The organism is Paenarthrobacter aurescens, from assembly GCF_025421775.1.
In the GTDB taxonomy this organism is placed as follows: domain Bacteria; phylum Actinomycetota; class Actinomycetes; order Actinomycetales; family Micrococcaceae; genus Arthrobacter; species Arthrobacter aurescens_B.
Map to the genome: position 1 here is coordinate 299,562 of NZ_JAOEFX010000002.1, position 23,812 is coordinate 323,373.

Below are 23,812 nucleotides of genomic sequence, written 5' to 3' on the forward strand. Positions count from 1 at the left end.
AACCTGCCTGCTGTCCTCTCTGCGCCGGACACCGCGCTGGAGACTGCTCCGGACGTTCGATTCGTAGGCGTCAGCACCAAGATGTACATGGGCTACGCGCAGAGCCTGGCGTGGTTGGAACAGTTGGTTGCGGAAGTGGACGCCCGTCCGGCCCTTGCGGCCGGGCGGGTGGTCCCGTTTGTGATCCCATCGTTTCCCGTGTTGCCCGAAGCCGCGCGCTTGGTGGAGGGTACTCCGTTGGTGTTCGGCGCGCAGAACTGTGGCTGGGCCGACGGGCCGTGGACGGGTGAGGTGTCACCGTCCATGCTCGCGGAGCTCGGAGTGGGCTTCGTGGAAATCGGTCACGCTGAGCGGCGACGCTACTTTGCCGAAGACGAGGCGATGATCGCGCTCAAGGTCAGTGCCGCCGTCGATGCCGGGCTGGCTCCGCTGCTGTGCGTGGGAGAGCCTGACGTGCTGGAACCGGAGGCAGCGGCGGATACCGTGTTCGGGCAGATCAAGGCAGCAGTGTCCGGCGACTGGGCGCGTGCCTCGAAACTTGTGATCGCTTACGAGCCCGTCTGGGCGATCGGCGCTCCTGAACCTGCCTCAGCGGCCTATGTTTCGCGGGTGGTCGGTAGCTTACGGGAGTCGCTGGCCCAGCACGGGTTGGCCGGGCTTCCCATCATTTATGGGGGGTCGGCGAAACCCGGCTTGTTGCCACAACTCGAGGGGGTCTCCGGGCTTTTCCTTGGGCGCTTCGCGCACGACGCCACGAACTTCGGCCGGGTCCTGGACGAAGCCTTGAGTTTTTGTACAGCAGATGCCCCTAAGACGCCTTCTAAAGGGCATTAGGTGTACAAAAACTCCGCTGGCAGAGGGCCACGAAGCCACCAAGGTTTTCCAGGCCTTCCGGATGTGTTGGCAGATAGTTGGTCAGTTCAGGCGAACGCACGACGACGGCACGCCACTGACCGCGCGACACCGCCACGTTGATCCGGTTGCGGGACAGCAGGAACTCCATGCCCCGGGGAACTTCGCCTGCGGCCGATGCGGCCATGGAGACGATGACCACCGGGGCTTCCTGGCCTTGGAACTTGTCCACGGTACCCACCCGTACTTTCCCGAGGCCGGCAGACCGGAGCTCATGTTTGATGAGCTGGACCTGGGCGTTGTAGGCCGCGACCACCAGGATGTCTGTTTCCTCGAGGGGGCGGCGGTCCGGAGAGTCCGAAGGGTCCAGCCATTTCAGGCCCAGATGAGCCTGGACTTGCCGGACGACCTCAACAGCTTCTTCTTGCGAGGCAGTGGAGTTGGCGGTGTGCGTGACGTACACACAGGAAATCCCGGGGCTCGCCCCTTCCAGTTCACGCATGGTTGCGGCTGGAGCGGCCTCGAGCCGGTTGTCATAGGACAGCTCTGACACTGCGCTGCACAGCTCCGGATGCATGCGCCATGACAACGCCAGGAAATAGCCAAGGTGGGAGGGTAAGGTGTTGTAGCCATCCGACAGCCAACCCAGGGCTGATTCATCAACGGGTTCCGGATGCTTGCCCTGAGTGACCTGGGGAAGCTGCTGTGGGTCACCGAGGAGCAGGAGCCGCTTGGCGGCCCGGCTGACAGCCATGGTGTTGGCCAACGAGAACTGTCCCGCTTCGTCGATGACCAGAAGGTCGAGCGATCCGGCGGGGACTTCCTTGCCCACCATGGTCCATGCGGTGCCGCCGATCAGGGCGCCACCTGGCTTGGACAAGAGTTCTTCCACGTCGCCTTTGGCGCAGTTGCTCCACGGCACAGGATCGTTGTGCTTGACGTCCTTGGCTACGAGGCGGGGATCGATACCCGCTTTCTCCACGGCAGCGCAGAGCATGTTTTCCACCACGGCGTGGGATTGGGCCACGACGCCGACTTTCCACCCGTCGGCCACCAGCCTGGCCAGCACGTGGGCGCCAACATACGTCTTCCCGCTGCCTGGAGGACCCTGGACGGCCAGATAGGAATGGTCCAGGTCCCGGACCCCGGCTGTGATGGCATCAATGTAGCCATCAGGGCCGGAGGGAACCGTTGGAAGGTTGGTGAGGGTGCCGAGCCTGGGCGGCTGCCGGCGGACCAGGTCCAGCGCCGGATCCTTGGGCCAGGAAGGCAACGCCGCGCGGAGCTTGGTGGCCAACGCGGCCAATGCAGCCCTTTGCCCGGTCGTCTGAATCGGGCTGTCCGGGGTCAGCGCCATGGGGGTCTGGACGAACTCGGTGGAGTCTTTGCGAAGCTTCTCGACGATGGTGACCGACTCGAAGTCCCCCTCTTCACCGACCTCGATGACCTCTGTCCCGCCCCAGCCAGCACGGCCCAGTACCGAGGATTCCTTGGCCGCCAGGGCATCCGGCAACGGAGACCCGTACATTCGGAAATACTTCCTGCCCGGATCCAATCCCGCGCCATCACCGGACCGGCCCAGCAGTTTCACGATCCGGGCAGGGTTGCTGCGAGGCGTTGGTTTCGCCCAGTCCTGCAGCAACTCCGCGTGGTCCACGATGAATTGGTCGCGGGACTCGTCCCATTGCGAGGTCGGCTTTTCCAGACGATCGAAGTGTTCCCACCAGTGCTGTTTGTCCTCGCGGCGGTGATATCCGACTCCGGCAGCGACGATGCCAATGGCCCGGGCCTCCAGCGTTGCCTGTTCCTCCGCGGGCAGACCGGCCACATAGTCGAACAGGGCCTTCTCTTCGGGCGGTGCCTCGTACTTCTCCGGCTCGGTATCTGATTGTGGTCCGTCCGCCACAGGGCCGCCGGGAACGATGGAGCGCTCCGCAGCCCGGGCAAGCAGCCAGTTGCGCAGCTCCAGCGTCGACAAGCAGTCGTACTCGTTGTAGTCCCTGATCCCTTCGAGAATGGCCGCAGCCTGCCCGGCCTGACCAGTATCGCGGGCCGTGCAGTAGTCCGCGTAGGCAACCACGGAAGCACCGGCGTCGGTCACATCACCCGAGCGCAGATGCTGCCCCATGTACAGGGGTTCCAGTTTCTTGATGCTGTACGAGTTCTCGGAGACCCGGATGCTGTGCCGCACGGTGTCGTAGAGGTCCACCAGGACACCTTGGCGCAGGAGGTCATCGACGGCGGTTTCACCCACCACATGCGTCAGCGAAAGATTGCGCAGGGCCGTCTTCTCGTAGGCCGCATAGTGATAAATGTGCATGCCGGGATAGGTGGCACGGCGCTGGGCTACGTAGTCCAGGAAGGACACAAACGCGTGGCCTTCCTCCGCGCGTGAATGAGCCCAGAAAGGGCGGAACACAGGCTCCGCCCCTGGTTCCACGGGGTTCTCGATGACCCCGAAGAGGTACTCCAGCCCCCACTTGCCCGTGGCGGGGTCCTGCCAGAGCGGATCGCCTTCGAAGTCGAAGAAGATGTCGCCCGGATCCGGCACAGGCAGCCTGCCGAGAGTGTTCTCGGGCAGGACGTTGTAACTCACGGACTTCGCTTCTCCGGATTTGTCCGTGTACTTGACCGTGCCATCAGGAGTGCCTGTGCCTGTTTGAAGTTGGGCTTGGTCGCGGAGGCGCAGCAGCATCGAATCCCCGGACGCCGGCATGGCTGCCAGTTGGTCGATGGTGGTGATACCGGATTCGATGAGCTTTTTGCGGCGGCTGATGCGCATGCCCGCCACCATCAGGAGGTCCCGGTGCAACTGGACCTGTTCGGCGCAATAGTCGCAACGGCCGCATGCCGAGTACCGGGGATCGCCCCATTCAATGGGTCCAGCGCCGGAAACATGCGTGGATGTCATGCCAAGGAAACGCTCGCGGCGTTCCTTGAACACCGGGAGGATCTGCGAGAGCGGATGGTCGCTGTGGACCCGATTGCCGAGGACCAGCGTGACCGTGGGATCAGGGGTGATGCCGGCCTGCAGGAGCTGGTCTCCGTAGGCGGCAAGCTGCAAAAGTGCTGTGACCTTGGCATGGCGGGCCAGCTTGGTATCGAAGACGGCATACAGCCCGCCGGGTTGCTTGACCAGAAAGTCCGACCGTCCGTGGAACTGGCCGTCGAAGAAGGCGGCCTGGAACACCACATCCGCACCGGAGAGCAGGGCATCGATGGATTCCACGTGCTTGGCCGAAAGGGTGACGCGGTCCATGGCCGTGGCGGGGACGACGTCGTAAACGCCTTTTCCTGTCGCCGGATCCCAGTGCCCGAATTCAGCCACGAACTCGTCCAGTACGCGATGTTCGTGCACGTCGCCCAACTTGGCGGTGCGATCCAACATGGCGTCCGCCGCGAAGTCCGGCTTGGGTGATCGGCCGAGTTTTTCGTCGAGTTTCCGGAGCAATTGGTATTCGCAGGTGGCAGCGATAACGAGGTCGCTGGCCGAGAAGACCAGGTCCTGCGGGGCGCCCGCTATCTCCGGATCGAGAAAGAACACAGCGACCCACCTCTCTTCCAAACCAATTGAACCAAGCCAGTTGAATCCTTGTAGCCAAGCTATCAGCGGGCACCGACAAAATAACTTCCGGCAAAATAGCGTCGGGCCAACCTAGACTGCACCCATGACCGAAACAGCCCCCACAAGTGACCCTGCTTTCGAAGCCGCGTACCAGGCCGCACAGAAGAGCCTCAGCGAGGGCGGCATTCCCATCGGGGCGGCCTTGGCCCGGGGCGGAGAAGTCATCGCCAGCGGCCACAATGAACGAGTTCAGCACGGCGATCCGATTGCGCACGGCGAGATGTCTGCCCTTCGTGCCGCCGGACGCCAAAAGACATACCGTGACACCACGCTCTACACCACGTTGGCGCCCTGCGCGATGTGCACGGGAACCATCATCCAATTCAAGATTCCGAGGGTTGTGGTGGGGGAGGCAGAGACGTTCCCCGGTGAGTTCGATCTACTGCGTTCACGCGGCGTGGAAGTGGTGGTCCTGGACGATCCCCGCTGTGTGGACATGATGCGCAGCTTCCAGTCCGAACACCCTGAACTGTGGGCAGAGGACATCGCGGAGTAGGCGCTACGGTTTAGACGGTTTAAACGGTCCAGGGGAGCGACGGTTTAAAGGAGCGACGGCGGCACCAAGGGCGGGGTGCCGCCGTCGCCGGCTACAGGGGAGCCAAGGACCAACTAGCCATCCGACGGCTTTTTGGCGGGCTTCCTCGGAGCCGACCGGCGGGAACGGGCCGCCGGAGTTGATGGGATCATTTCCTTGACCCCGGCCAGCACTGTGGCGTTCGCACCACGGGTGCCCAGGTCCTTGGCGAGGGTCTCCACCTCGGACTTCGCCGCCGCAGTGTCGTCCGCTTTGGCATGCAATGCCGTGCGGAGTTCCACCAGGCCGCGGTAGGCGAGGTTGCTTGCCGCTTCTGCTCCCTGTTGATAGCTGGCCAGACCGGAATCCGTCAACGCAAGTGCCCGCTCAGGGTCGGCGCTGTGGTGCTTGACCATCCTTTCGTCCTTGCGGCGGTAGAAGTCATCTCCCACTGATTGCGCGACGGCGGTTGCCGCCTTCACGCCCAAAGGCTCGCCACTGAAACGCTCGGCAGCTTCGGTCAGGGTGTCCAGTCCCTTGCTGAGGTACGGCGACATGGATCCCTCGAAAGCGAGGGTCAGGCCCACCTCGCGCGTGAAGAACCCGGGCGCGAACCGATCCTCTTCACGGGTGACGGGGAAACCGACACGAAGAGGCAAAGTATTGGACGCTTGGACGATACCGTCCGTGGAATAGACGGCGCGGACCAGGTACTGCCCGGGCTCGTCGAAAGCGAAGCCTCCCACTCCGTAGGCGAGCTGGACGAGTTGGCTGTAGCGGTCGCTGCCGTCGTCGTCGCCCACCGGTGCAGGAGCCAGCGTAACGATCTCCGGAAGTCCGTAGAAGCAGACCACCGATTCATGCAGCACCACAGTTCCGTTGGGCTTCTGCACGTAGACCGTCGTGTTGCCGTACCGGGGATCGAGCCTGCCATCCACCATGACGGGCACGTCGGTTGTATTTCGCAACCGGAACTCGATGGACACAGGCTCCATGTAGTCGAAGTGGTCCTTGGCCGAGAGCGTCAGTTCAACGTCGCTGCCCGGCCCGGAGACCGTCATGGCGCCGGCAGGGGATTCCAGATGCCCGCCGGAGGCCCACGGATCTCCGCCCATGATCACGGAGGCCCGGTCACCGTGGCGCATGTGGAGAAGCTCGTCGTCGTCAAAGCGGAAACGGAAGTTGGCCCAGAAGGTGTCCGTGCCGTTGCGCTGATCGTATTTCCAGTCATAGTTCATCCATGACAGTGCATCCGGGCGGGCTTTGTCCCAGGCATGCAGGAAGTTGAAGGCGTGCCCGGCTTCGTGGACCCAGGTGTAGAGGAAATGCCGCATGGCCCAGGCCTGATCCTGGGTGGTGGGGTTGGAAACAAGGTTGGTGAACCAGGAATGGTTCCGGAATACCGCAAAACCCTGGCGGTCGGGTCCGCGACCTGCGCCGCCAAAGCCCGCAGCGGCGTCGAACATAATGCCACCCACCCCCGCGCTGTCAAAGATGCCGGCCTGAATGCCCCACATGTTCCACGCGGGCCACCCCGAGTTGTACTTGCCGAACGAGGTTTCCATGGCGTCGTGGAGTTCGCCGACATTCCAGGAAGCAAAGCCGGCGGCGCTGTCGTCGATGACTGTATGGACCGGATCAACGGTGACCGCGATTCCGGCGTCCTTATACGACGACTCGATAGTGATGGTCCGGTTGGGCAGGTCCGCGGGACGATTGTTGTGGGCATGGCTGTTGTAGATGGGAACCTTGGGTTCTATGTCTACGGACGAGCAATAGTCCAACTCCAGGTTCATGTCGCGGAAGGCATCCGAACGGTAGGTGCACGCGTAGGGCTGGCCGGGGACTCCGCCGGAAGTAAACGTGGCAACAGCTCCCGTGACTGCTCCGTGGGACCACGACACCACAATGTCCACCGTGGTGGCAGGACGGGTTCCTTTCCAATAGCGGACTGTTCCGAGGATGTGCACGTCGGTATCGGTGAACGTCACAAGGGGTGTGTCCACGATCCAGGACTCAACGTACGTCTTCACAAGTTGGTTGACCCCCGCCACCTTGACGAAGCGGGTGCTGTAGAAGTCACCGCTGACCTTGTTCATGACGGGAGACTGGACGCCGTCGCGGGAGTCGATGTCCAAACGGAGGTCCAAGGCGCTTCCGATGGGGCCGGGGTTGCCTTGAAAGCCTTCATATCGCCCGCTGACCGCTGCGGGTCGCCGGCACCTCCAGAACTCCGTAGAAGGAAGGGACTGGGTTGAAGGAACGGACTGGCCAGGTTCATGGGAGACATCAGGGGTGTAGTGGGTACTGGGGACGTTGGGGGTGTCCATGGGGGTGTTCTTTCTCGCTCTGTATACAGTCAAAATGCGTTCGCTCGCGCGCTGTGGCGGACGAGCGGCATGACGGTCCAGGGCGGGGCGGGTGCGCGTGGGGATGCTCGAAATGAGTCGAAGTGGCCAATGCCCAGAAGCCGTAAGTAAACCCACGATGAGGATACTCCAGCGAATGGATTATATCTAGGGAAATCAGGCGGTTTTCTTCCGAAGGAGGAGCCAACATCGTCTGGTCAGCCATTCCCGCCGGGCGTAGGCTGGCATCATCGGCGCCGGAGCCGAAGGACTCATGCCGAAGGCCCCGCGTCGATAACCCCAATCGATGAAGGAGGACCCATGAGTGTCGTACGTGAATTCATGACGACGAATGCACAGTGCATCGCCGAGGATAAGACTCTTCAGGAAGCCGCCATGCTGATGAGGGACCTGGACTGCGGTTCACTTCCCATCTGCGGCAGCGACGGCAAGCTCACCGGCTTCATCACCGACCGCGACATTGTGGTCAAGTGCCTCGCCGAGGGCAGGGATGCCCGCGAAGTCCTGGCCCGCGAGCTCGCCACCGGCAAGCCGTACTGGGTGGACGCCGATGCCAACGTCGACGAGGCCGTCGCCATGATGGAGGACCGCCAGGTTCGCCGCCTGCCCGTCATCAGCGACCACAAACTGGTAGGCATCATCAGCCAGGGCGATATTGCCCGCAACCACTACGCAGAACAGCGCCTCGGCGAAATGGTGGAGCACATCTCAGCCAAGGAGCACATGGCCCACTAAGGACCGGCAACCAAGCTGAGCCCGGCAACCCAGCTGGGCCCGGCAACCAATCCAGCCGCCGCGAGGCCTTCCTTCAGAGGAAGGCCTCGCGGCCCGTTCCTTCACGCAGTACGAGTTCGCCGTCTTCGATGGAGACGATCAGGCTCTTTGGCTTTCCGGCCAGCTTCTTCGTTGCGCTGAGTTTCCTGCTGCGGACCTCTACTCCCACCGTGGCTCCCTTGGCGGGCAGTTCCACAGTGACTTCTTCGGCCATCCCCAACAGCATTTTGGTGGAGATACCCCGCTCGGACACGGCTTCCTTGCCGTTGACGGTGACGGTCACGTCATCGGAATCAAACCCGTCCTGAAGAATGATGAGCAGTTCCTGCATGGTCCAACTACAGCACTAACGGCGCCGCCGGGATAGGGCTTCCCGATACCTCCCTTCGGAAACTGTCGGCCACGTGAGGCAAACTGTCATGGTGACTTCAAATCTCCAACACCAGTCAGCTGACTCCGCCATCCACGCCCAGATCGCCGCCGAACTCGGCGTCAAGGCCTGGCAAGTCAAGGCCGCGGTGGAACTGCTCGACGCCGGATCCACCGTCCCGTTCATCGCCCGCTACCGTAAGGAAGTTACCGGGACGCTCGATGACACCCAGCTCCGCGACCTCGAAGAACGGCTCAGATACCTGCGCGAGCTGGAAGAGCGGCGGAAGTCCGTCCTTGAGGCAATTGCTGCCCAAGGCAAGCTGACCCCGGAACTGGAAGCCGCCGTCGTCGGTGCGGATACCAAGGCGCGACTTGAGGACATTTACCTTCCCTTCAAATCCAAGCGCCGCACCAAGGCCCAGATCGCCCGCGAAGCCGGGTTGGAGCCGCTGGCCGACGTCCTGCTCGCCAATCCCCAGCTTGACCCCACTGCCGAGGCCGCCAAGTACCTGAACGCCGAGCACTCCATCGACGACGCCACTGTGGCGCTCGCAGGAGCCCGCGCCATCCTGGTGGAGCGCGTGGGGCAAGACGCCGATCTCGCCGAGGACCTGCGCGAACGCCTCTGGAAGCAGGGGCGCATGGTGTCCCGGGTCAAGAAGGGCATGGAGGCCGAGGGCCAGAAGTTCAAGGACTACTTCGAGTTCACGCAGGTGCCCTCCGGCATGCCGTCGCACCGCGTGCTGGCGCTGTTGCGTGGTGAGAAGGACGGCGTCCTGGAGTTGGATCTCGCCGAGGCGGACCCAGCCGACGACGACGCCCTGGCCGCCGCCCGCGGTAAGTATGAGAACGCTGTGGCCAAGTGCCTCGGGGTCGCCAACCAGGGTCGGCCCGCGGACGCGTGGCTGACACAAACTGCCCAGCTCGCCTGGCGGGGCCGCATCCTTGACCGCCTCACTACCGACCTTCGCGGCCGCATGTTCGCCGACGCCGAAGATGAAGCCGTGCGCGTTTTTGCCGCCAACCTCCGCGACGTCCTGCTGGCCGCTCCTGCGGGTAACCGCTCCACGCTCGGCCTGGACCCGGGGCTCAGGACCGGCGTGAAGGTGGCCGTCGTGGATGGCACCGGCAAAGTGGTCACCACGGACACCATCTACCCGCACGCACCCGCGAAGAAGTGGGACGAGGCACTGGCCACCCTTGGCCGTTTGGCACGGCAGTACAACGTGGAACTCGTGGCAATTGGCAACGGAACGGCCTCCCGTGAGACGGACAAGCTGGCCACGGAGCTCATCAAGTCCCTCGAAGCTGCCGGCTCCAAGGGGATCCAGAAGCTGGTGGTGTCCGAGGCCGGAGCATCCGTGTACTCCGCTTCGGCACTCGCCGCCTCGGAACTCCCCGGCATGGATGTCTCGCTGCGAGGAGCTGTGTCCATTGCACGCCGACTCCAGGATCCGCTGGCGGAACTGGTCAAGATCGAGCCCAAGTCCATCGGCGTGGGGCAGTACCAACATGACGTCACAGCGGCGAAGCTGGACCGTTCACTGGATGCCGTGGTGGAGGACTGCGTGAACGCCGTGGGCGTGGACGTCAACACCGCCTCGCCAGCACTGCTAAGCCGGGTTGCCGGCGTAGGGCCCCTGCTGAGTGAGAACATCGTGGCCTACCGGAACGAGAATGGGCCCTTCGCCAAGCGCAGCGACCTCAAGAAGGTCCCGCGCTTGGGTGCGAAGGCCTTTGAACAGTGCGCCGGCTTCCTTCGGATCACCGGGGGAGCGGAGCCGCTGGATGCCTCCAGTGTTCACCCGGAAGCGTATTCGGTGGCCCGCAAGATCCTGGTTGCAGCCGGCGGCGGACCCGCCACAGCGTTGGATCCGCAGGCATTCGTCGATGGCACCTTCGGCCTGCCCACGGTCAAGGACATCATGTCCGAACTGGAGAAGCCGGGCCGCGACCCCCGTCCTGCGTTCAAGGCGGCATCCTTCTCCGAAGGCATCGAGAAAATCTCCGACCTCAAACCCGGCATGATCCTGGAAGGAACTGTCACCAACGTGGCCGCTTTCGGCGCCTTCGTTGACGTCGGTGTCCACCAGGACGGTCTAGTCCATGTGTCGGCACTGTCCAACAAGTTCGTTTCAGATCCCCGCGAAATCGTGAAGTCCGGCCAAGTGGTCCGGGTCAAGGTCCTTGAGGCTGACCCCGAGCGCAAGCGCATTTCCCTGACCTTGAGGCTCGACGACGAACCCGGCGCTGCGGGCGGCCGCAGTTCAGGTGGGCGTGCTTCAGGCGGGCGTGCTTCGGGTGGCTCGGGCGAACGCGCGGCCGGTCAGCGGGCAGGCCAGCAAGGTCAGCGCGGCGGTGGGCAGCCAGGCCAGGGTTCACAGCGGGGTCAGGGGGATCGCCGCCAAAGTGGCACACGCCAGGGAAACCCTCAACAGGCTCCGGCCGCTTCTGCCAACACAGCCATGGCCGAGGCGTTGCGAAGGGCCGGGCTCGGCAAATAGCTCCCAGCTGCCCACGGATCCCGCCCTTGTTCGAATATCGCCCCGATCAACGGCGAGTCAGTCGGACGAGAGCGGGATTGTTCGGCTGGGCCGGTGCTATAGCCCCGCGGTCCTGGCTTCCCACACCACTGCATCCCAGGGTTGCAGTGCTGTGGGAAGCCAGCGGCCGATACGCTCGAAGGCCTCCCGCCTGACCGGTTCCGGCGAGAGGAAAATGTCGTGGAAGGCATTCGGCAGCCGGCTCACTGTGACCGTGTCGGCCAAGGACAGTGAGCGGTGGGCCACGGCATCGACGTTCAGGGCGACGTCGGCCGTGAGCGCGTCTGCGGACCACCTGGGCTGCAGGTAGCTCTTGTCCGAGAGCAGGACCAGCACTGGCACGTCGATGCCCAGCCCCGCGGCGACTGTGGCCTGGCCGCGGAACACGGCATCAAGGAATGCCGGAGTGATGGGGAAACCCCGGTCCGGCCGCCACTGGAGGTTGTAGTCCCATTCGCCATCCAGCGCAGCAGAAACGGCACGGGTGTAGATCCCAGGATCAACCGGCGGCAGGGGTGTCAACGGATGGAGTTTTGCGTGGAGCCCAACCAAGGGCGCAATCGCGCGCCTGCCGAGTTCCGTCGCCTGAAACTCCAGCCAGGGACTGTTGAGGATCAGGGCGGACGCCATTCCCGGGTGACGGGAGGCCCACAGGCTCAGGGTAAGTCCACCTGTCGAGTGGCCCAATAGAATAAGCGGCCGATCAGCACCGGCACCGGATCGGCCCATTGCGGTAAGAGCTGCTGCGATGTCGGCGTCGTAGTCGGCCAGGTTGGTCACGAACCCGGGGACCAGTCCGGGAGCCAGGCTGCGACCGTAGTTGTGCAGGTCCAAGGCGTAGAACCGTGCGCCGGCCCGGTGCCAGAATTCGGCGACATGCCGTTGGAAGAAGTAGTCGGACCAGCCGTGCACATAGAGGACATCAGCGTCGAGGCCAACGCCCTCCGGAGCATCCAGCCACTGCGGGCCGGCGCCGAGGTACCGCACCAAGGTGGCGACAGCGCCGCCGTCGAGGGTCAGCGTTTGTTGTTCAAAGCCTTCGCCAAGAATGTCCGGGTTCCACGGCTGCGTCATGGATTCGATCGTAGCGGCTCGCCGGCGTCCGCCTGCTTTTCCTTCTGCCACGGCCAGCGGCCGGTGATCTCCAGTTCGAGGGAGAAGCTGAGGAACGTCCGGATCAGCACGATGATCGCCAGGACCCCGACGCTCTCGAACGTGGGAGTGACTGCGACGGTGCGGATGATGTCCGCGGCCACCAGGAGTTCGAGCCCCAGAAGGATGGACCGGCCCAGGAGCTGCCGGTAAGAGCGATACGGAGAAAATGGGGCGAGGCCGCTGGCACGCTTCGGCTGGTAGCCCCGCAGTGCGAGCGGAACGGAAACCAAGGCCCCAATCACCATGACAGCCACCCCGGCAGCGTCCATGTACCGGCCAACCTGTTCGATGATGTGCTGGAAATCCATGACCCTCCCCAGTTAGCTGCGTGCCCTTACCGTCTCACACAAACGACGGCGGCAGCCGGGTTCCGTAGAAACAGAACCTGGCTGCCGCCGTCGTGCGTTATTGAGTCGTGCCTTATTGAAAGGTGCCGCAGAAACCGTAGTTACTGTGCAGGCGCGGGGACCGGGAAGAAGACCCGGGGATCCTGCAGCAGCGCGGGGTAGTCGAAGTCGCTGCGCTTGATGACGTTGGTGACCTCGAAGTTGCGGGCGAAGCGGCCGTCAACGGTGATGGGGCGGCCCTGGATGAGGCCGATCGCGAAAGTCTGTCCACCGTCGAACGGAACGGCGAGCTCGGTCTTGCCGGGCAGGGTGTTGAAGGCCTGCTCCTGGGCTTGGCGCTTACGCGTGGGCTTCTTTTCGAGCTGCTTCGCTGGACGCTTCTTGGGGCCCTTGACCTGGCGGCGGGACTTCTCCTCGGCGTACACAAACTGGTACTCGTCGGGGTCTGCGGCGACGCTTGCCTTGGCCTTGCCGTGCGGCGGCATCGCGACAGTTGTCAGCTGCTCCGGGCGGAGATCCGCAACATTGGCGCGCAGAATCAACAGGGCGTCGCCCTCGGGGTCTTGCGGGTGGAACTCGTGCTTGGGTTCCGGCCAGACGTACTCAAGCTTTTCCTCGGTGCGCGGGAAAACCTGGGTGTAGTGCTTGGGGTCCTTGCCGATCAGCTTGGAACGGTGGCTCAAGTGCAGGTCCTCGTGTCCCAACCACGGCGGCATGATGATCCTGGACGCGTAGTCCGGGTGGGCGGCCTGCGGTGCGAACTCCGCGATGTTGTCCCGGGTGTTGTCGGGGTGGCCGCGATCCATCCATTCCTCGGCCATCGCCAGGCCATACATGGTGAGCGCGGGGACGTGGCCCATCCACATGCGGACGGCCGGGTGCTGCTGCCAACCGTACTCCGGGATCACCAACGCGCGGAGAATCTGGAGTGCTTCGACGCGCTGTTTGCCGAGCCTTGAAGTGTCGAGGGCCTTGGCACTCTCACGGAAATCGGCGAAGGGGAGGAAAGTCTGCATCCTTTCAGTTTGAGGGTGCCGCGCTTGAGAACCAAGTTGAGTGCTCCGGGACACGTGCCAGTGTTGGGGCCTAGAGTTGTCGGGTGGAAACTTTTGGCGAGAAAACTACGACCACGGCGCCTCCGGTCGCCGAACTGCACCTGCACATCGAAGGGACTCTCCAGCCAGAGCTGATCTTTGCCCTGGCCGAACGAAACGGCATCGAACTGCCGTACGAAGACATCGAGGAACTCCGGGAAAAGTACGAGTTCACGGACCTGCAATCCTTCCTGGACCTTTATTACGCCAACATGGCCGTCCTGCAAACGGAGCAGGACTTCACCGACATGACGCGCGCCTACCTGAAGCGGGCAGCCGCCGGTGGAGTGCGCCACGCGGAAATCATGATGGACCCGCAGGCGCACACCTCGCGCGGCGTGGCGCTGGAAACCTGCGTCAATGGTGTGGCTGCAGCGCTTGCGACGTCGGAGGAGGACTTCGGGGTTTCGACGCTCCTCATCGCCGCGTTCCTGCGGGACATGTCCGAGGACTCCGCCCTGGAGGTTCTGGACCAACTCCTCGCCATGCACGCTCCGATCGCGGGCATCGGTTTGGATTCAGCAGAGGTGGGCAATCCGCCGTCGAAATTCGAGCGCCTTTACCAGCGCGCCGGCGAGGCGGGCCTGCGGAGGATCGCGCACGCCGGTGAGGAAGGACCTGCCTCCTACATCACTGAGGCGCTGGACATCCTGCATGTGGAGCGGATCGATCACGGCATCCGCTGCATGGAAGATACGGACGTGGTCCAACGTCTGGTGGCGGAGCAGGTGCCGCTGACTGTGTGCCCGCTGTCCAACGTCCGCCTCCGTGCCGTGGACACACTGGCAGACCACCCGCTGCCCGAGATGCTGGCCATCGGCTTGAACGTTTGTGTGAATTCCGACGACCCTGCCTATTTCGGCGGCTACGTGGACGACAACTTCGAGCAACTGGCCAAGGTCCTGGAGTTCTCCGTCCCCGAACAGGCAACCTTGGCGGCAAACTCCATCCGGTCTTCCTTCGCCAGCGAAGCGCGAAAAGCCGTGCTGTTGGACGAGGTCACGGAGTGGGTCAAAGCCTCGGTGCCGCACGCTTAGGCGCCAACAGCCGAGACCCGTGGATCACTTGCGAAGTTTGGGGTGTCACACTCGGTCACGACACACGGTGTTTACCTTCTGCAGTCGCGGGAATTAACAATTCATTGGCAAACTGCAAGGGAGTATCCACCGTTGAAGGAGAAGCATGGGCGCGAACACCGCCGAGAACACCAACCTTCGTCTGAAGGCCGTATTGGACATCCTCGCTGAAAGCGTGTGGTCCGGGGCAACGCTTAACGCCGGCGAGGTACTGGCCGAAGCAATCGTCCGCGTCCCTTTCAATGACCATGAGGCTGAACTTCTCAGTGGCGGCATTCCCCGCGGCCACAAGACCCTCACCTCGGCATCGGCCAAGCTGGTCAAGGCCGGCTGGCTGGTCAAGGGCCGCTCGGGCTGGACCATACCGGACGACGGCCTGCGTGCGACTGTCGCCTTCCCGGACGCGGCCGCTTTCGGATTGGCGCTCGACGCCGGAACCCCGGTACCTGCCGACGTTCCTGTTCCGACCGCGCCGCCGGTGAAACCTGCGGCGAAGAAGGCAGCCGTGAAGCGTTCCGCCCCGAAGAAGGCCGCCGATCCCAAAGTTGCAGCTACGGAGGTAGCGGAGCCCAAGGTTGCCGCGGCCAAGGTATCTGCACCCAAGGCCAAGGCTGCCACGGCGAAGGCTGCTCCGGCCGCGAAGAAGGCCACCACCCGCAAGGCGCCGGCCAAGACCAAGGCGGCTTCCGCCGTCGAAACCGTGCCGCAGCCCGAGGCAGTCGCGATTGCCGGTGACTTCAACAAGATCCTGGGAGCCCCCGAGGATTGGGCGCCGCAGTACGACGAAGCCCAGATGGAGTTCAACCCCATTGTCCAGGTGTGGACGCTGACGGCTGAACTGCCTGCCGGCTTCTACACCTATAAGATCGCGCTGAACCGGTCGTGGGACGAGAACTACGGTGCGTTCGGCGCCCGTGATGGTGCGAACCACGAGTTGAACCACGACGGCGGCCCCGTCACCATCACGTACAGCCACGTGACCAGGGACATCGTGATCGGCTAAGCCTCTTTTGCCGGTTCGAAACCTGCCCTTGTTCGCTCTCCTCCTCGTTGAACGGTTTGAACGGTTTGAACGGTTTGAACGGTTTGAACGGTTTGAACAGTTTGAACGTTGAACGATGAGTGGGCGGACAAGCGCACGTTTCGTTAAGGTGGTTTCATGACTGACGAAGCCCAGCGTGTCACCGCCCGGGTCACCGGCGTCGTCCAGGGGGTGGGTTTCCGTTACTGGACTGCCCGGAAAGCCGACGAACTCCTGCTGAAGGGAACGGTCCGCAACAGCCCCGACGGCTCCGTGGAGTTGGTCGCCGAGGGATCAGCGGCAGACATTGACCACCTGGTGACATGGCTCCAGTCGTCACGTGCCCCGGGCCACGTGGCGGACGTTGACTTCAGGGTTTCCGAGGCCACAGGGGAGTTCGATACCTTCCGGATTGTGGATTAGGAGCCGCCACGGCCCGGTGACGCAGTCATGAGTCCGGATTCCTTGGCTGCCAGGAGCAGTTCCTGGTCATACGCCACCATGGAGTCCACTTGCAATCTGATGGCGGTCGCCAGATGAATTGCGTCTGCACTCCGAAGTTGCCTGGGCAGAGCTGAGGCATACATTAAATCCGTGCGGGTGACATCTACAAGGTTGAGGCCGGCAAGAACATCGTTGACTTGATCAAAGGGCAGGCCGCGGCGGCGTGCTGCGCAGTGAAGCTCGGTATAGAGGAGCATCGACGTCACCAAGTGGCCTCCTGCGAGCCGGATTCCTTGGAGATGGGCGGCCAGGGCTTCGGATTCCCGCTCTTCCACAACAAGCTTCAGAACCGCGGATGTGTCCGCGTAGACGATCACCGATCCCCGCGCAGATCAGACAGGATCTCGGCTGTCGTCATGTCGCTGCTGACGCGGGGCAGGGTGCGGAAGTCCACAGGTGACGGACTGGCTGGTCGGACACTACCGGCTTGGAGCAGCCGCTCAAAGGGTGAAGCCGACGGGGGAATGAGGGTGGCTGTCACCTCGCCATTGTTGGTGACGTCGATAACTTCGCCATTCCTGACGCGTTCCAGAATCTTACTGCTCTGGTTGCGCAGTTCCCGGTGCGGAATAGTTGTCATCATCACCCTCCGTAGCAATCGTAGCACTTTGCTCAACAGGCGGAGGAGTGGCGGAAAATATATAGACTGGTCTATTATTTACGTATGGCTTCCCCGTACCCCAAAGGACTCGCAACCCGGCAGCGCTTGGTCGACTCCATGCTCGCCCTCATCCAGCTCCACGGCTATCACGGAACGGGGCTCAACACAGTGCTGGCCCGGTCGAGGGCCCCAAAAGGCTCCTTGTACTTTCATTTCCCGGAAGGAAAAACCGAACTCGGGATCGCCGCCGTGGGTCTGGCGGGCGATCAATTCTCTGAGCTGATCGGCAGGGCGACCATCGCGTCCTCCTCACCCAACGCCGTGGTCGACGCCCTGGTCGCCGAACTCAAGGGCATTCTGGAAGCCAGCGACTATCAAGCCGGTTGTCCGGTCTCGTCCGTTGCCTTGGACGCAGGGTCTGGGAACGAGCCGCTCAGGGAGGCATGCGGCCAGGTCTATGACGCCTGGGTCAGCGCCGTAGCCAGCTATCTGGCGACGTTCGGGCTCGAGAAAGAGCAGGCGCAACCTGTGGCGACATCGATGATTTGCCTGGTGGAGGGCTCGCTCATTCTGTCCCGCGCCCACAAGTCCACCCAGCCCCTGGACGCTGCTGCAGGGACGCTCAAAATGCTGATGACAGCAGTTCACAGCGAGGCCAGCGCATGAGCTCCCGGCACGCTCTGGTGTTCGGCGCCACGGGCCACATAGGGCAGTGGCTTGTCCGGGAACTCTTGCAACAAGGAGTGACCGTCACAGCCGCCGTGCGCACGAAAGATTCCTTCCAACGACTGGCTGGGTGGCTGGCGGAGCACGACGCGGGCGGGCGCCCAGCCTTCGTCCTCGTGGACTTCAGCCGTGACGACCTCGGCCAGGATCCGGCGTCGAACGACTTCGCGTCCGTGACTGAAGTCCATAACGTCGCCGGCGCCTTCGCCTTTGGCATGACCGCCGCGGATGCCTATTCCGCGAACGTGACCAGCGCCGAACGTGTGGTTCGCTTTGCCGCGAAGCTGCCGGCGTTGACCAGGTTGGTGCATCTGTCCGGCTACCGGGTGGGCGGACAGGACCCGGCCAACGTGCCGTGGGATGACTCGCGCCGCGCCAGGGAATACAAACGCTTGGGCGCCTATGAGGGGTCCAAGGTGGAGTCCGACGCGGTGGTCCAGTCGGTGGCGGCGTCCCTGGGCGTCCCCTTCACCATGGTCAATCCGGCCTCGGTAATAGGGGATTCCGTCAACGGCGAGTCCACGCAGGTGCTGGGCCTCGCCACCAGCGTCATGGACCTCTTCCGTGGAAAACTACCCGCGTTGCCGGGGAATGACCGCACGTTCGTCCCTGTAGTCACGGCGGACTATCTGGCCTCCTTCATGGCGCTGGTCCCCACGAGGCCCGAAGCGGAAAATGCCTCGTACTGGGTGCTCGATGACGCCACACCGCCGTTGCCGGATCTGCTGAGGATGCTCGGGAAACACCTGAAGGTCCGGATCCCTTGGCTGACAATTCCCAGCGGCTTGCTGAAGAAGCTGCCGCCCAAGCTCACAGGCGCGGATCCGGAGACATTGTCGTTCCTGTCCGAGGACAGATATCCGACGGCGCCGGCGGTCGCCTTGGCGGAAGCACACGGATTGCACCATCCGCCAGTGGGGCCTGCTCTGCGGCGATGGGCTGATTATTTGGTGGCAGCGGAACTCGTTGCGTCAGGCAAACGCGTCGCCTCGACGTAGTCCTCCAGCGGCTTCAGTGCGGGCTGGGACGAAGCATCGCGCACGGCGTCCGCGCCAACGGCGTTGGCCACAGCCAGTGCATGACCGTACTCAAGACCGGACTGGAGTGCCAGGACCAGGGCGGCGCAGAAGGCGTCTCCGGCTCCGATGGTGTTGGCAATGTCCGTGACACGTACGGCCGGGGCCTCGGCGACCCGTTCGCCGTCGACGAAGATCGCCGAGCCGTCGCCACCGTACGTGACGGCAACCAAAGGCGCGTTGCGAAGGGCCGGGATCAGCTCATACTCAGTCTCGTTCACGATCACCAGGTCGCAACGCTCCAGGAGCTCGGGGATGATCGGTGCCGCCGGAGCAGCGTTCAACGCAAAGAATCCCTTGGCCCGCCGAGCGGCTTCCAACACCACGTCCTGGTCCACCTCGAGCTGGCAGAGCAGGGCCTCGTCGTCGCGGAAAGTGACGCCGTCCAGGGCCACCAAGCCGTTTGCGCCCGGGCACACCACAATCTGGTTCTCGCCCTCGCCGTCCACCAGCACCAGGGCCGTACCTGTGGCAGCGTCCACCTTGGCAATGTCCTGGACGTCGACGCCGGCACCCGACATCGCGGTAATGAGGTTGAGGCCGGCGTCGTCCTGGCCTACTGCCCCCACCATGCGGGAGCTGCCCGCCAGCCGGGCCGCTGCCACGGCCTGGTTGGCGCCTTTGCCGCCGGGCTGCTGCCGGAGCACGCCGCCACCGACGGTTTCACCCGGCGAGGGGAGGCGGCCGGCGGTGGCCGTGACGTCGAGGTTGATGCTGCCCACCACGGTGAGCGAGGAGGACAAAATGGGCGCAGAAGACTGAACGGGAGTGCTCATGGAAGGTCCTTTTCGGGCTAAATCAGTACAGGGAGACTGAGGGTGGCTCAGGAAGACTGGATGACGGAAAGATGGCCGGCCTTTGCGGCGACCAGGCATTTGGCAAGGTAAAACGCCGATCCGTTCCGACGAACGTACTGGGTGAGAACCAGTACGGGATCGGACGGGCGAAGTCCCAGCAACTTTGCACGGCTGGGGCCGGCGGTGCTCAAGCTGATCTGGCATTCGCCGGGTCCAAGGTTCACGCCGGGAATTCCGTTCAGCACTTCGAGGAGCGTTGACGCGGAAAGTGTGGGAGCTTCCGCGGCTTCTGCGAGGGCCGTGGCCTCGGGGATACCCTGGGCCACGTTTTCCTGCAGGTGGGCCACAGGTTCGCCGTTCCGGATGAGCACGCTCTCCCAGAACCAGACGTCCTCGTCGGGCTCGACGCCGATGCCCGGCGCCACGAACTCGGAGGCCGGCTGCTTGATGGCGGCTACGCGTTTGACCTGGATGTCCTGGTCCGGCCCGCCGAGAAGCAGATCGAACGGGCGGATATGTTCTATGCCGATGCGGGGCAGTGAATCTGCCACGAAACGTCCAACTCCACGTCGTGCCCTGGTGAGGCCGTCTTCTTCGAGCAACATCAGCGCTTCCCGGATCACGGTGCGGCTGACGTCCATCATGGTGCCGAGCTCGGTCTCCGTGGGGAGCAGCGAACCGGGCGGCAGGATCTTGGTCCGGATTGCTTCGGCGATGCGGGAGTAGGCCGCGACGCGCAAGGGCTGCCCGGGCTGGGTAGCGATGGGTCGGGACAGGAACTGGACGGCGTTGTCGGTCAAGGGTGCCTCACTTGAGATGGGTTACCGACACTGTACCGGAAGAGTGTGACAGGTTGCACAAGCTCGTAATACATGCTTGTATAACAACTCACATCTCGTGGCGCCGCCCTGCGCCCTCGGACAAAGGAGTTTGATGTGAATATCCCCACCGCCACAGGCCAGCAGACGGAAGCCCCACAAGCCCCTGCCGCAAAGGCGAACGCGGACGAAGGCCGCTTCCAAGGCAAAGCCGCCGCACTGCTGATCACCACGCTGGTGCTTGCCGTGCTGGCCTTCCAGCTCAACGCCAGCATGATCACCCCGGCGCTCCCGCACATCGGGTCCTTCTTCGGTGAGACCCCGGAAGCAGTGGCCCAGGTTCAGTCGATGTTCTTCCTGGCCGGCGCCATCTCCGGTCCTGTGATCGGGCGCTGGAGCGACTTCATCGGTCGCCGGAATGCACTCCTCCTGGTGCTGGCCATCATGGGTGCCGGCACTGTGCTCTGCATCTTCGCGCCCACCCTCCCGTTGCTGGTCACGGGCCGTTTCATGCAGGGTGTCTCCAGCGCCATCTTTGCGCTCTCCTACATCGTGCTCAACGAGTACTTGCCCGCCCGGCTTTTCGGCACGTCCATCGGCATCATCGCTGCCATCAACGGCGGTGTTGGCGGAGTGGACGGCTACTTCGGGGGCCTCATGGCTGAGACCCTGGGTTTCCAATCGATCTTTGTCGCCGTCCTGGTACTGGCCGCGATCGCCGTCGTCTGTGTCATCAAGGTGGTCCCGAGCGGAAAGTCCGCCGTCGCACCCGGCCGGATGGACTGGTGGGGCGCAGGTTCGCTGTCCGTGTTCCTGGTCTTCATCACGTACTTCGTCTCCACGGGTTCGTCCGCCGGGTGGACCTCACCTGCCGCACTCGGCTTGCTCGCTGGCAGCATCGCGTCCTTCACGGCCTTCTGGCTCATTGAAAAGAAGCGCGAAACCCCGTTGGTAGCCGTCCATCACCTGCGTTCACGCCAGGTCTGGCCGGTCATCGCCACCACGGTGCTGACGCTCGCGGGCATCTTCGCCATCATCAACTTCACCGTGGTGCTGCTGAGCCAGGACAAGGAAAACGGCTTCGGGCTGACCGCCTCGGTGGCAGCACTGCTGTTCCTCACCCCTGCCGCGCTGATCGGTGTCTTCGCCGCTCCGCTGGCCGGCTGGATCGCCGACCGACGCGGCTGGATCAAGACTGTCCGCGTGGGCACCGCCACCAGCCTGGCCTGCGCGATCGTCGCCGCACTGTTCGCCCACAACCAAATCGCGGTCCTCATCGCCATCGCCGCGCTGGGTATCTTCTACAACGGCTTCTTCCTGACCGCCATCAACGGCCTGTCGGTGCTGCTCTCGCCCAAGGAAGCACCCGCCGCTTTGCCGGGCATCAACGGCGCCTCCTTCGGCATCGGGGCGAGCCTCGGCGTCGTGGTCGTGGCCCCGTTCGCGGGTCAGGGCACCGCAGCCGGGTACTCCACGGCCCTCTGGATTTCGGTGTCCATCACGGCACTCGCCTTCATTGTCAGCCTGTTCATCGCCGCTCCCAAGGGCGAAAAGATCTAACGCACGACGCCGGCACGCGGCTCTGCGCGCCACGCACCCCAGCTACACCCCATCCCACGCACCAAGCAGCCCGCTACACCTGAAACGAGAGACCATGACACTGCGCCCCATGACAACGGGCACCGCCGCCCCCTTCTTCCTTGACTGCGATACCGGCATCGACGACGCTCTGGCCCTTGCCTACCTGCTGGCCTCCCCGCGGGCGGACCTCGTGGGCATCGGCACCGTGAGTGGCAACGTCAGCGCGGCCGGCGGCGCCAGGAACACCCTGGACCTGCTGAACCTGGCCGGCCACCCGGACATCCCCGTGGCGATCGGTGCGCACGATCCGCAGGTGGGTACCTTCCACGGCGGGGCCCCGCACGTCCACGGCGACAACGGCATCGGCGGCGTGGACCTGGCTCCTTCCGATCGCGAACCGGTCGAAGCCACGGCTGCGGAACTCCTTGTCCAATTGGCCCACCAGTACGCGGGGGAATTGCGGCTGGTGGCCATCGGTCCGCTGACCAACATCGCAGAAGCCCTTCGCCTGGAGCCCAAGCTGCCTGAGCTGATCGCCGACGTCACCATCATGGGCGGCGCAGCGCTGGCACCAGGGAACATTACTCCCGTGGCTGAGGCCAACATCGCCAACGACCCCGAAGCCGCAGCCGAAGTCCTGGCCGCCGATTGGAACGTGACACTGGTACCCCTGGATGTCACCATGACCAATGTCCTGGAGGAGAACCACCGCCAGGAACTGCTGGCCACGGAGCACCCGGTCTCGCAGGCGCTTGGGGAAATGCTGGGCTACTACTTCGGCTTCTACGTGGACATCTTCGGGCGCGCTTGCTCGGCGATGCATGATCCGCTGGCGGCAGCCATTGCGGTCAGGGGAGTGGAGCTCACCCTGGCTCCGACCGTCCGCGTCCAGGTGGACACCACCGATGGACCCGGCCGTGGCCAGACGGTCTGCGATCTCCGGGGCCAGTACGCCGGCTTCCCGAAGCAGCGCGGTGCACGTTGTCGCGTAGTACTCGAAATCGGCGAGGACTTCGCACCGCACCTGCTGGGTACTTTGCAGGCGGCCTGGCTTTCCGAGGAGCAGGAGACTGTGCCCGTCGCCTGACGGGCGGGAGACTGAGGTATCGACGACGACGGCGGCAGGTGCCCGCCGTCGTCGTCCGCGTTTAAGTCTCCTATGCGTACATGAGCGAGCCGGGTGTGGTGAGCTTCTCCCCGGTCTCCAGCCAGGTCTTGAGGCCGGAGAGAATCATCGGCCAGCCGCCGTAGAGCTGGTCGTTGGCGCCTTCGCGGAGTTGATCGTGCGTGACGGTGAGGTGGCATGAGCCGCCCACGGGTTCGATCTCCCACGTGATGCGCGACGTGCCTTCGGCCTTCACGTCCTCGCCCCACAGTGCCCGCATGGTCTGGACCAGCCGGCGTGGGGGATCGACTTCGATGTTCTCGCCTTCACCGAGCGGGGCGTCCGCTTTGACGTTGTGCATTTCGAATCGGCTGCCCGGCGTCCAGTCCGACGTAAAGGTGTTTCCGAACTGGTACTGGCTGCGGATATCGCTGTTGGTGATTGCTTCCCACAGCCGTTCCGGAGTGGTCTTGATGTAAATCTCGAAGATCTTTTCCATGGGACTTTCCAATCTGGATTTGAGGTCGCTGAGGGCAGCGGCCCATGGTTCTGCGTATTTACTCACCCAACGATCGTGGATAAGGCGGATGGGAACCGGGTTCAGGAAGTGCAGCTTCTCGCGCCCCCGACGGCGGGTGACCACCAATCCTGCATCCTCCAGCAGCTTGAGGTGCTTGGCGATGCCGAAACGGGTCATCTCGAACCGGGCCCCGAGGGCTGTGGCGGATTGGCCATCCTCGCGGAACAGCTCATCGAGCAGTTCCCTGCGGGTTGGGTCAGCCAAGGCCTTGAACACGGCGTCCATGGGTTCAGGATAGGTGACCGATTGGTCACGTGTCAACGGGTTGGACGTTCCCCGGTG

22 protein-coding genes are annotated in these 23,812 nt (G+C 63.7%); 11 read left to right on the forward strand and 11 right to left on the reverse strand.

Going from position 1 to position 23,812, the window contains the following annotated elements; genetic code table 11:
- Positions 1–3 precede the first annotated feature (3 nt).
- Positions 4–834, forward strand: coding sequence for a triose-phosphate isomerase family protein (locus tag N7568_RS04730; protein WP_261609027.1), 831 nt, complete (start codon positions 4–6; stop codon positions 832–834).
- On the opposite strand, the gene N7568_RS04735 is transcribed toward N7568_RS04730, so the two are convergent.
- Complete coding sequence (locus N7568_RS04735) at positions 821–4,396, reverse strand: TM0106 family RecB-like putative nuclease (protein ID WP_261608743.1); 3,576 nt, start codon at positions 4,394–4,396, stop codon at positions 821–823. The genes N7568_RS04730 and N7568_RS04735 overlap by 14 nt on opposite strands.
- 124 nt (positions 4,397–4,520) lie before the next feature.
- Here N7568_RS04735 and N7568_RS04740 point away from each other — a divergent pair, with 124 nt between their 5' ends.
- On the forward strand, positions 4,521–4,973 hold the full coding sequence (locus N7568_RS04740) for a nucleoside deaminase (protein ID WP_261608744.1): 453 nt from the start codon (positions 4,521–4,523) through the stop codon (positions 4,971–4,973).
- A gap of 113 nt (positions 4,974–5,086) precedes the next feature.
- Here the strand turns inward: N7568_RS04740 and N7568_RS04745 are convergent, their stop codons facing one another.
- Positions 5,087–7,321: a hypothetical protein gene (locus tag N7568_RS04745; RefSeq protein WP_261608745.1), complete on the reverse strand. Its 2,235-nt coding sequence runs from the start codon at positions 7,319–7,321 to the stop codon at positions 5,087–5,089.
- 339 nt (positions 7,322–7,660) lie between these two features.
- Between N7568_RS04745 and N7568_RS04750 the strand changes: the two genes are divergently transcribed.
- The gene (locus N7568_RS04750; protein ID WP_261608746.1) at positions 7,661–8,095 is read left to right on the forward strand and encodes a CBS domain-containing protein; all 435 of its coding nucleotides are present in this window, start codon (positions 7,661–7,663) and stop codon (positions 8,093–8,095) included.
- Positions 8,096–8,168: 73 nt separating this feature from the next.
- Here the strand turns inward: N7568_RS04750 and N7568_RS04755 are convergent, their stop codons facing one another.
- Entirely contained in the window at positions 8,169–8,465 is a 297-nt protein-coding gene (locus N7568_RS04755) for a hypothetical protein (protein ID WP_261608747.1), read from the reverse strand.
- 88 nt (positions 8,466–8,553) lie between these two features.
- On the opposite strand from N7568_RS04755, the gene N7568_RS04760 reads away from it, so the two are divergent.
- The gene (locus N7568_RS04760) at positions 8,554–11,010 is read left to right on the forward strand and encodes a Tex family protein (RefSeq protein ID WP_261608748.1); all 2,457 of its coding nucleotides are present in this window, start codon (positions 8,554–8,556) and stop codon (positions 11,008–11,010) included.
- A gap of 96 nt (positions 11,011–11,106) precedes the next feature.
- On the opposite strand, the gene N7568_RS04765 is transcribed toward N7568_RS04760, so the two are convergent.
- From N7568_RS04765 to N7568_RS04775, 3 genes are all read right to left on the reverse strand, one after another.
- Positions 11,107–12,123: an alpha/beta hydrolase gene (locus N7568_RS04765; RefSeq protein WP_261608749.1), complete on the reverse strand. Its 1,017-nt coding sequence runs from the start codon at positions 12,121–12,123 to the stop codon at positions 11,107–11,109.
- Positions 12,120–12,512 carry a DUF1622 domain-containing protein gene (locus N7568_RS04770; RefSeq protein ID WP_261608750.1) on the reverse strand — a complete coding sequence of 131 codons (393 nt, stop codon included), beginning with the start codon at positions 12,510–12,512 and terminating at the stop codon, positions 12,120–12,122. Before N7568_RS04770 ends, N7568_RS04765 begins: the two co-directional genes overlap by 4 nt.
- Before the next feature lie 140 nt (positions 12,513–12,652).
- Entirely contained in the window at positions 12,653–13,567 is a 915-nt protein-coding gene (locus tag N7568_RS04775) for an MSMEG_6728 family protein (protein ID WP_261608751.1), read from the reverse strand.
- An 83-nt stretch (positions 13,568–13,650) separates the two neighbouring features.
- On the opposite strand from N7568_RS04775, the gene N7568_RS04780 reads away from it, so the two are divergent.
- The 3 genes from N7568_RS04780 to N7568_RS04790 all read left to right on the forward strand — a co-directional run bounded on the left by N7568_RS04780 (position 13,651) and on the right by N7568_RS04790 (position 16,165).
- Complete coding sequence (locus N7568_RS04780; protein ID WP_261608752.1) at positions 13,651–14,682, forward strand: adenosine deaminase; 1,032 nt, start codon at positions 13,651–13,653, stop codon at positions 14,680–14,682.
- Between the two features lie 145 nt (positions 14,683–14,827).
- A complete protein-coding gene (locus N7568_RS04785) occupies positions 14,828–15,724 on the forward strand; it encodes a pullulanase X25 domain-containing protein (RefSeq protein WP_261608753.1) in 897 nt (298 codons plus the stop codon).
- A gap of 156 nt (positions 15,725–15,880) precedes the next feature.
- The gene (locus tag N7568_RS04790; protein ID WP_261608754.1) at positions 15,881–16,165 is read left to right on the forward strand and encodes an acylphosphatase; all 285 of its coding nucleotides are present in this window, start codon (positions 15,881–15,883) and stop codon (positions 16,163–16,165) included.
- Here N7568_RS04790 and N7568_RS04795 read toward each other — a convergent pair.
- Complete coding sequence (locus N7568_RS04795; RefSeq protein WP_261608755.1) at positions 16,162–16,563, reverse strand: type II toxin-antitoxin system VapC family toxin; 402 nt, start codon at positions 16,561–16,563, stop codon at positions 16,162–16,164. The two genes, N7568_RS04790 and N7568_RS04795, sit on opposite strands and share 4 nt — an antisense overlap.
- On the reverse strand, positions 16,560–16,829 hold the full coding sequence (locus N7568_RS04800; RefSeq protein WP_261608756.1) for a type II toxin-antitoxin system Phd/YefM family antitoxin: 270 nt from the start codon (positions 16,827–16,829) through the stop codon (positions 16,560–16,562). Before N7568_RS04800 ends, N7568_RS04795 begins: the two co-directional genes overlap by 4 nt.
- Positions 16,830–16,910: 81 nt before the next feature.
- On the opposite strand from N7568_RS04800, the gene N7568_RS04805 reads away from it, so the two are divergent.
- Both N7568_RS04805 and N7568_RS04810 read left to right on the forward strand, forming a co-directional pair.
- Positions 16,911–17,513: a TetR/AcrR family transcriptional regulator gene (locus tag N7568_RS04805; RefSeq protein WP_261608757.1), complete on the forward strand. Its 603-nt coding sequence runs from the start codon at positions 16,911–16,913 to the stop codon at positions 17,511–17,513.
- The gene (locus N7568_RS04810) at positions 17,510–18,571 is read left to right on the forward strand and encodes an SDR family oxidoreductase (protein ID WP_261608758.1); all 1,062 of its coding nucleotides are present in this window, start codon (positions 17,510–17,512) and stop codon (positions 18,569–18,571) included. The genes N7568_RS04805 and N7568_RS04810 overlap by 4 nt, the downstream gene beginning before the upstream one ends.
- On the opposite strand, the gene N7568_RS04815 is transcribed toward N7568_RS04810, so the two are convergent.
- Together N7568_RS04815 and N7568_RS04820 are read right to left on the reverse strand one after the other, a co-directional pair.
- The gene (locus N7568_RS04815; RefSeq protein WP_261608759.1) at positions 18,517–19,425 is read right to left on the reverse strand and encodes a ribokinase; all 909 of its coding nucleotides are present in this window, start codon (positions 19,423–19,425) and stop codon (positions 18,517–18,519) included. The two genes, N7568_RS04810 and N7568_RS04815, sit on opposite strands and share 55 nt — an antisense overlap.
- 47 nt (positions 19,426–19,472) lie before the next feature.
- The gene (locus tag N7568_RS04820) at positions 19,473–20,246 is read right to left on the reverse strand and encodes a GntR family transcriptional regulator (RefSeq protein WP_261608760.1); all 774 of its coding nucleotides are present in this window, start codon (positions 20,244–20,246) and stop codon (positions 19,473–19,475) included.
- A gap of 135 nt (positions 20,247–20,381) precedes the next feature.
- Here N7568_RS04820 and N7568_RS04825 point away from each other — a divergent pair, with 135 nt between their 5' ends.
- Both N7568_RS04825 and N7568_RS04830 read left to right on the forward strand, forming a co-directional pair.
- A complete protein-coding gene (locus N7568_RS04825) occupies positions 20,382–21,824 on the forward strand; it encodes an MFS transporter (protein ID WP_261608761.1) in 1,443 nt (480 codons plus the stop codon).
- 109 nt (positions 21,825–21,933) lie between these two features.
- Positions 21,934–22,932, forward strand: a complete 999-nt coding sequence (locus tag N7568_RS04830; protein ID WP_261608762.1) for a nucleoside hydrolase — start codon at positions 21,934–21,936, stop codon at positions 22,930–22,932.
- 70 nt (positions 22,933–23,002) lie between these two features.
- Here N7568_RS04830 and N7568_RS04835 read toward each other — a convergent pair whose 3' ends face one another.
- Positions 23,003–23,755 (reverse strand): ArsR/SmtB family transcription factor, encoded by a 753-nt coding sequence (locus N7568_RS04835; protein WP_261608763.1) that lies wholly within the window; start codon positions 23,753–23,755, stop codon positions 23,003–23,005.
- Positions 23,756–23,812 lie beyond the last annotated feature (57 nt).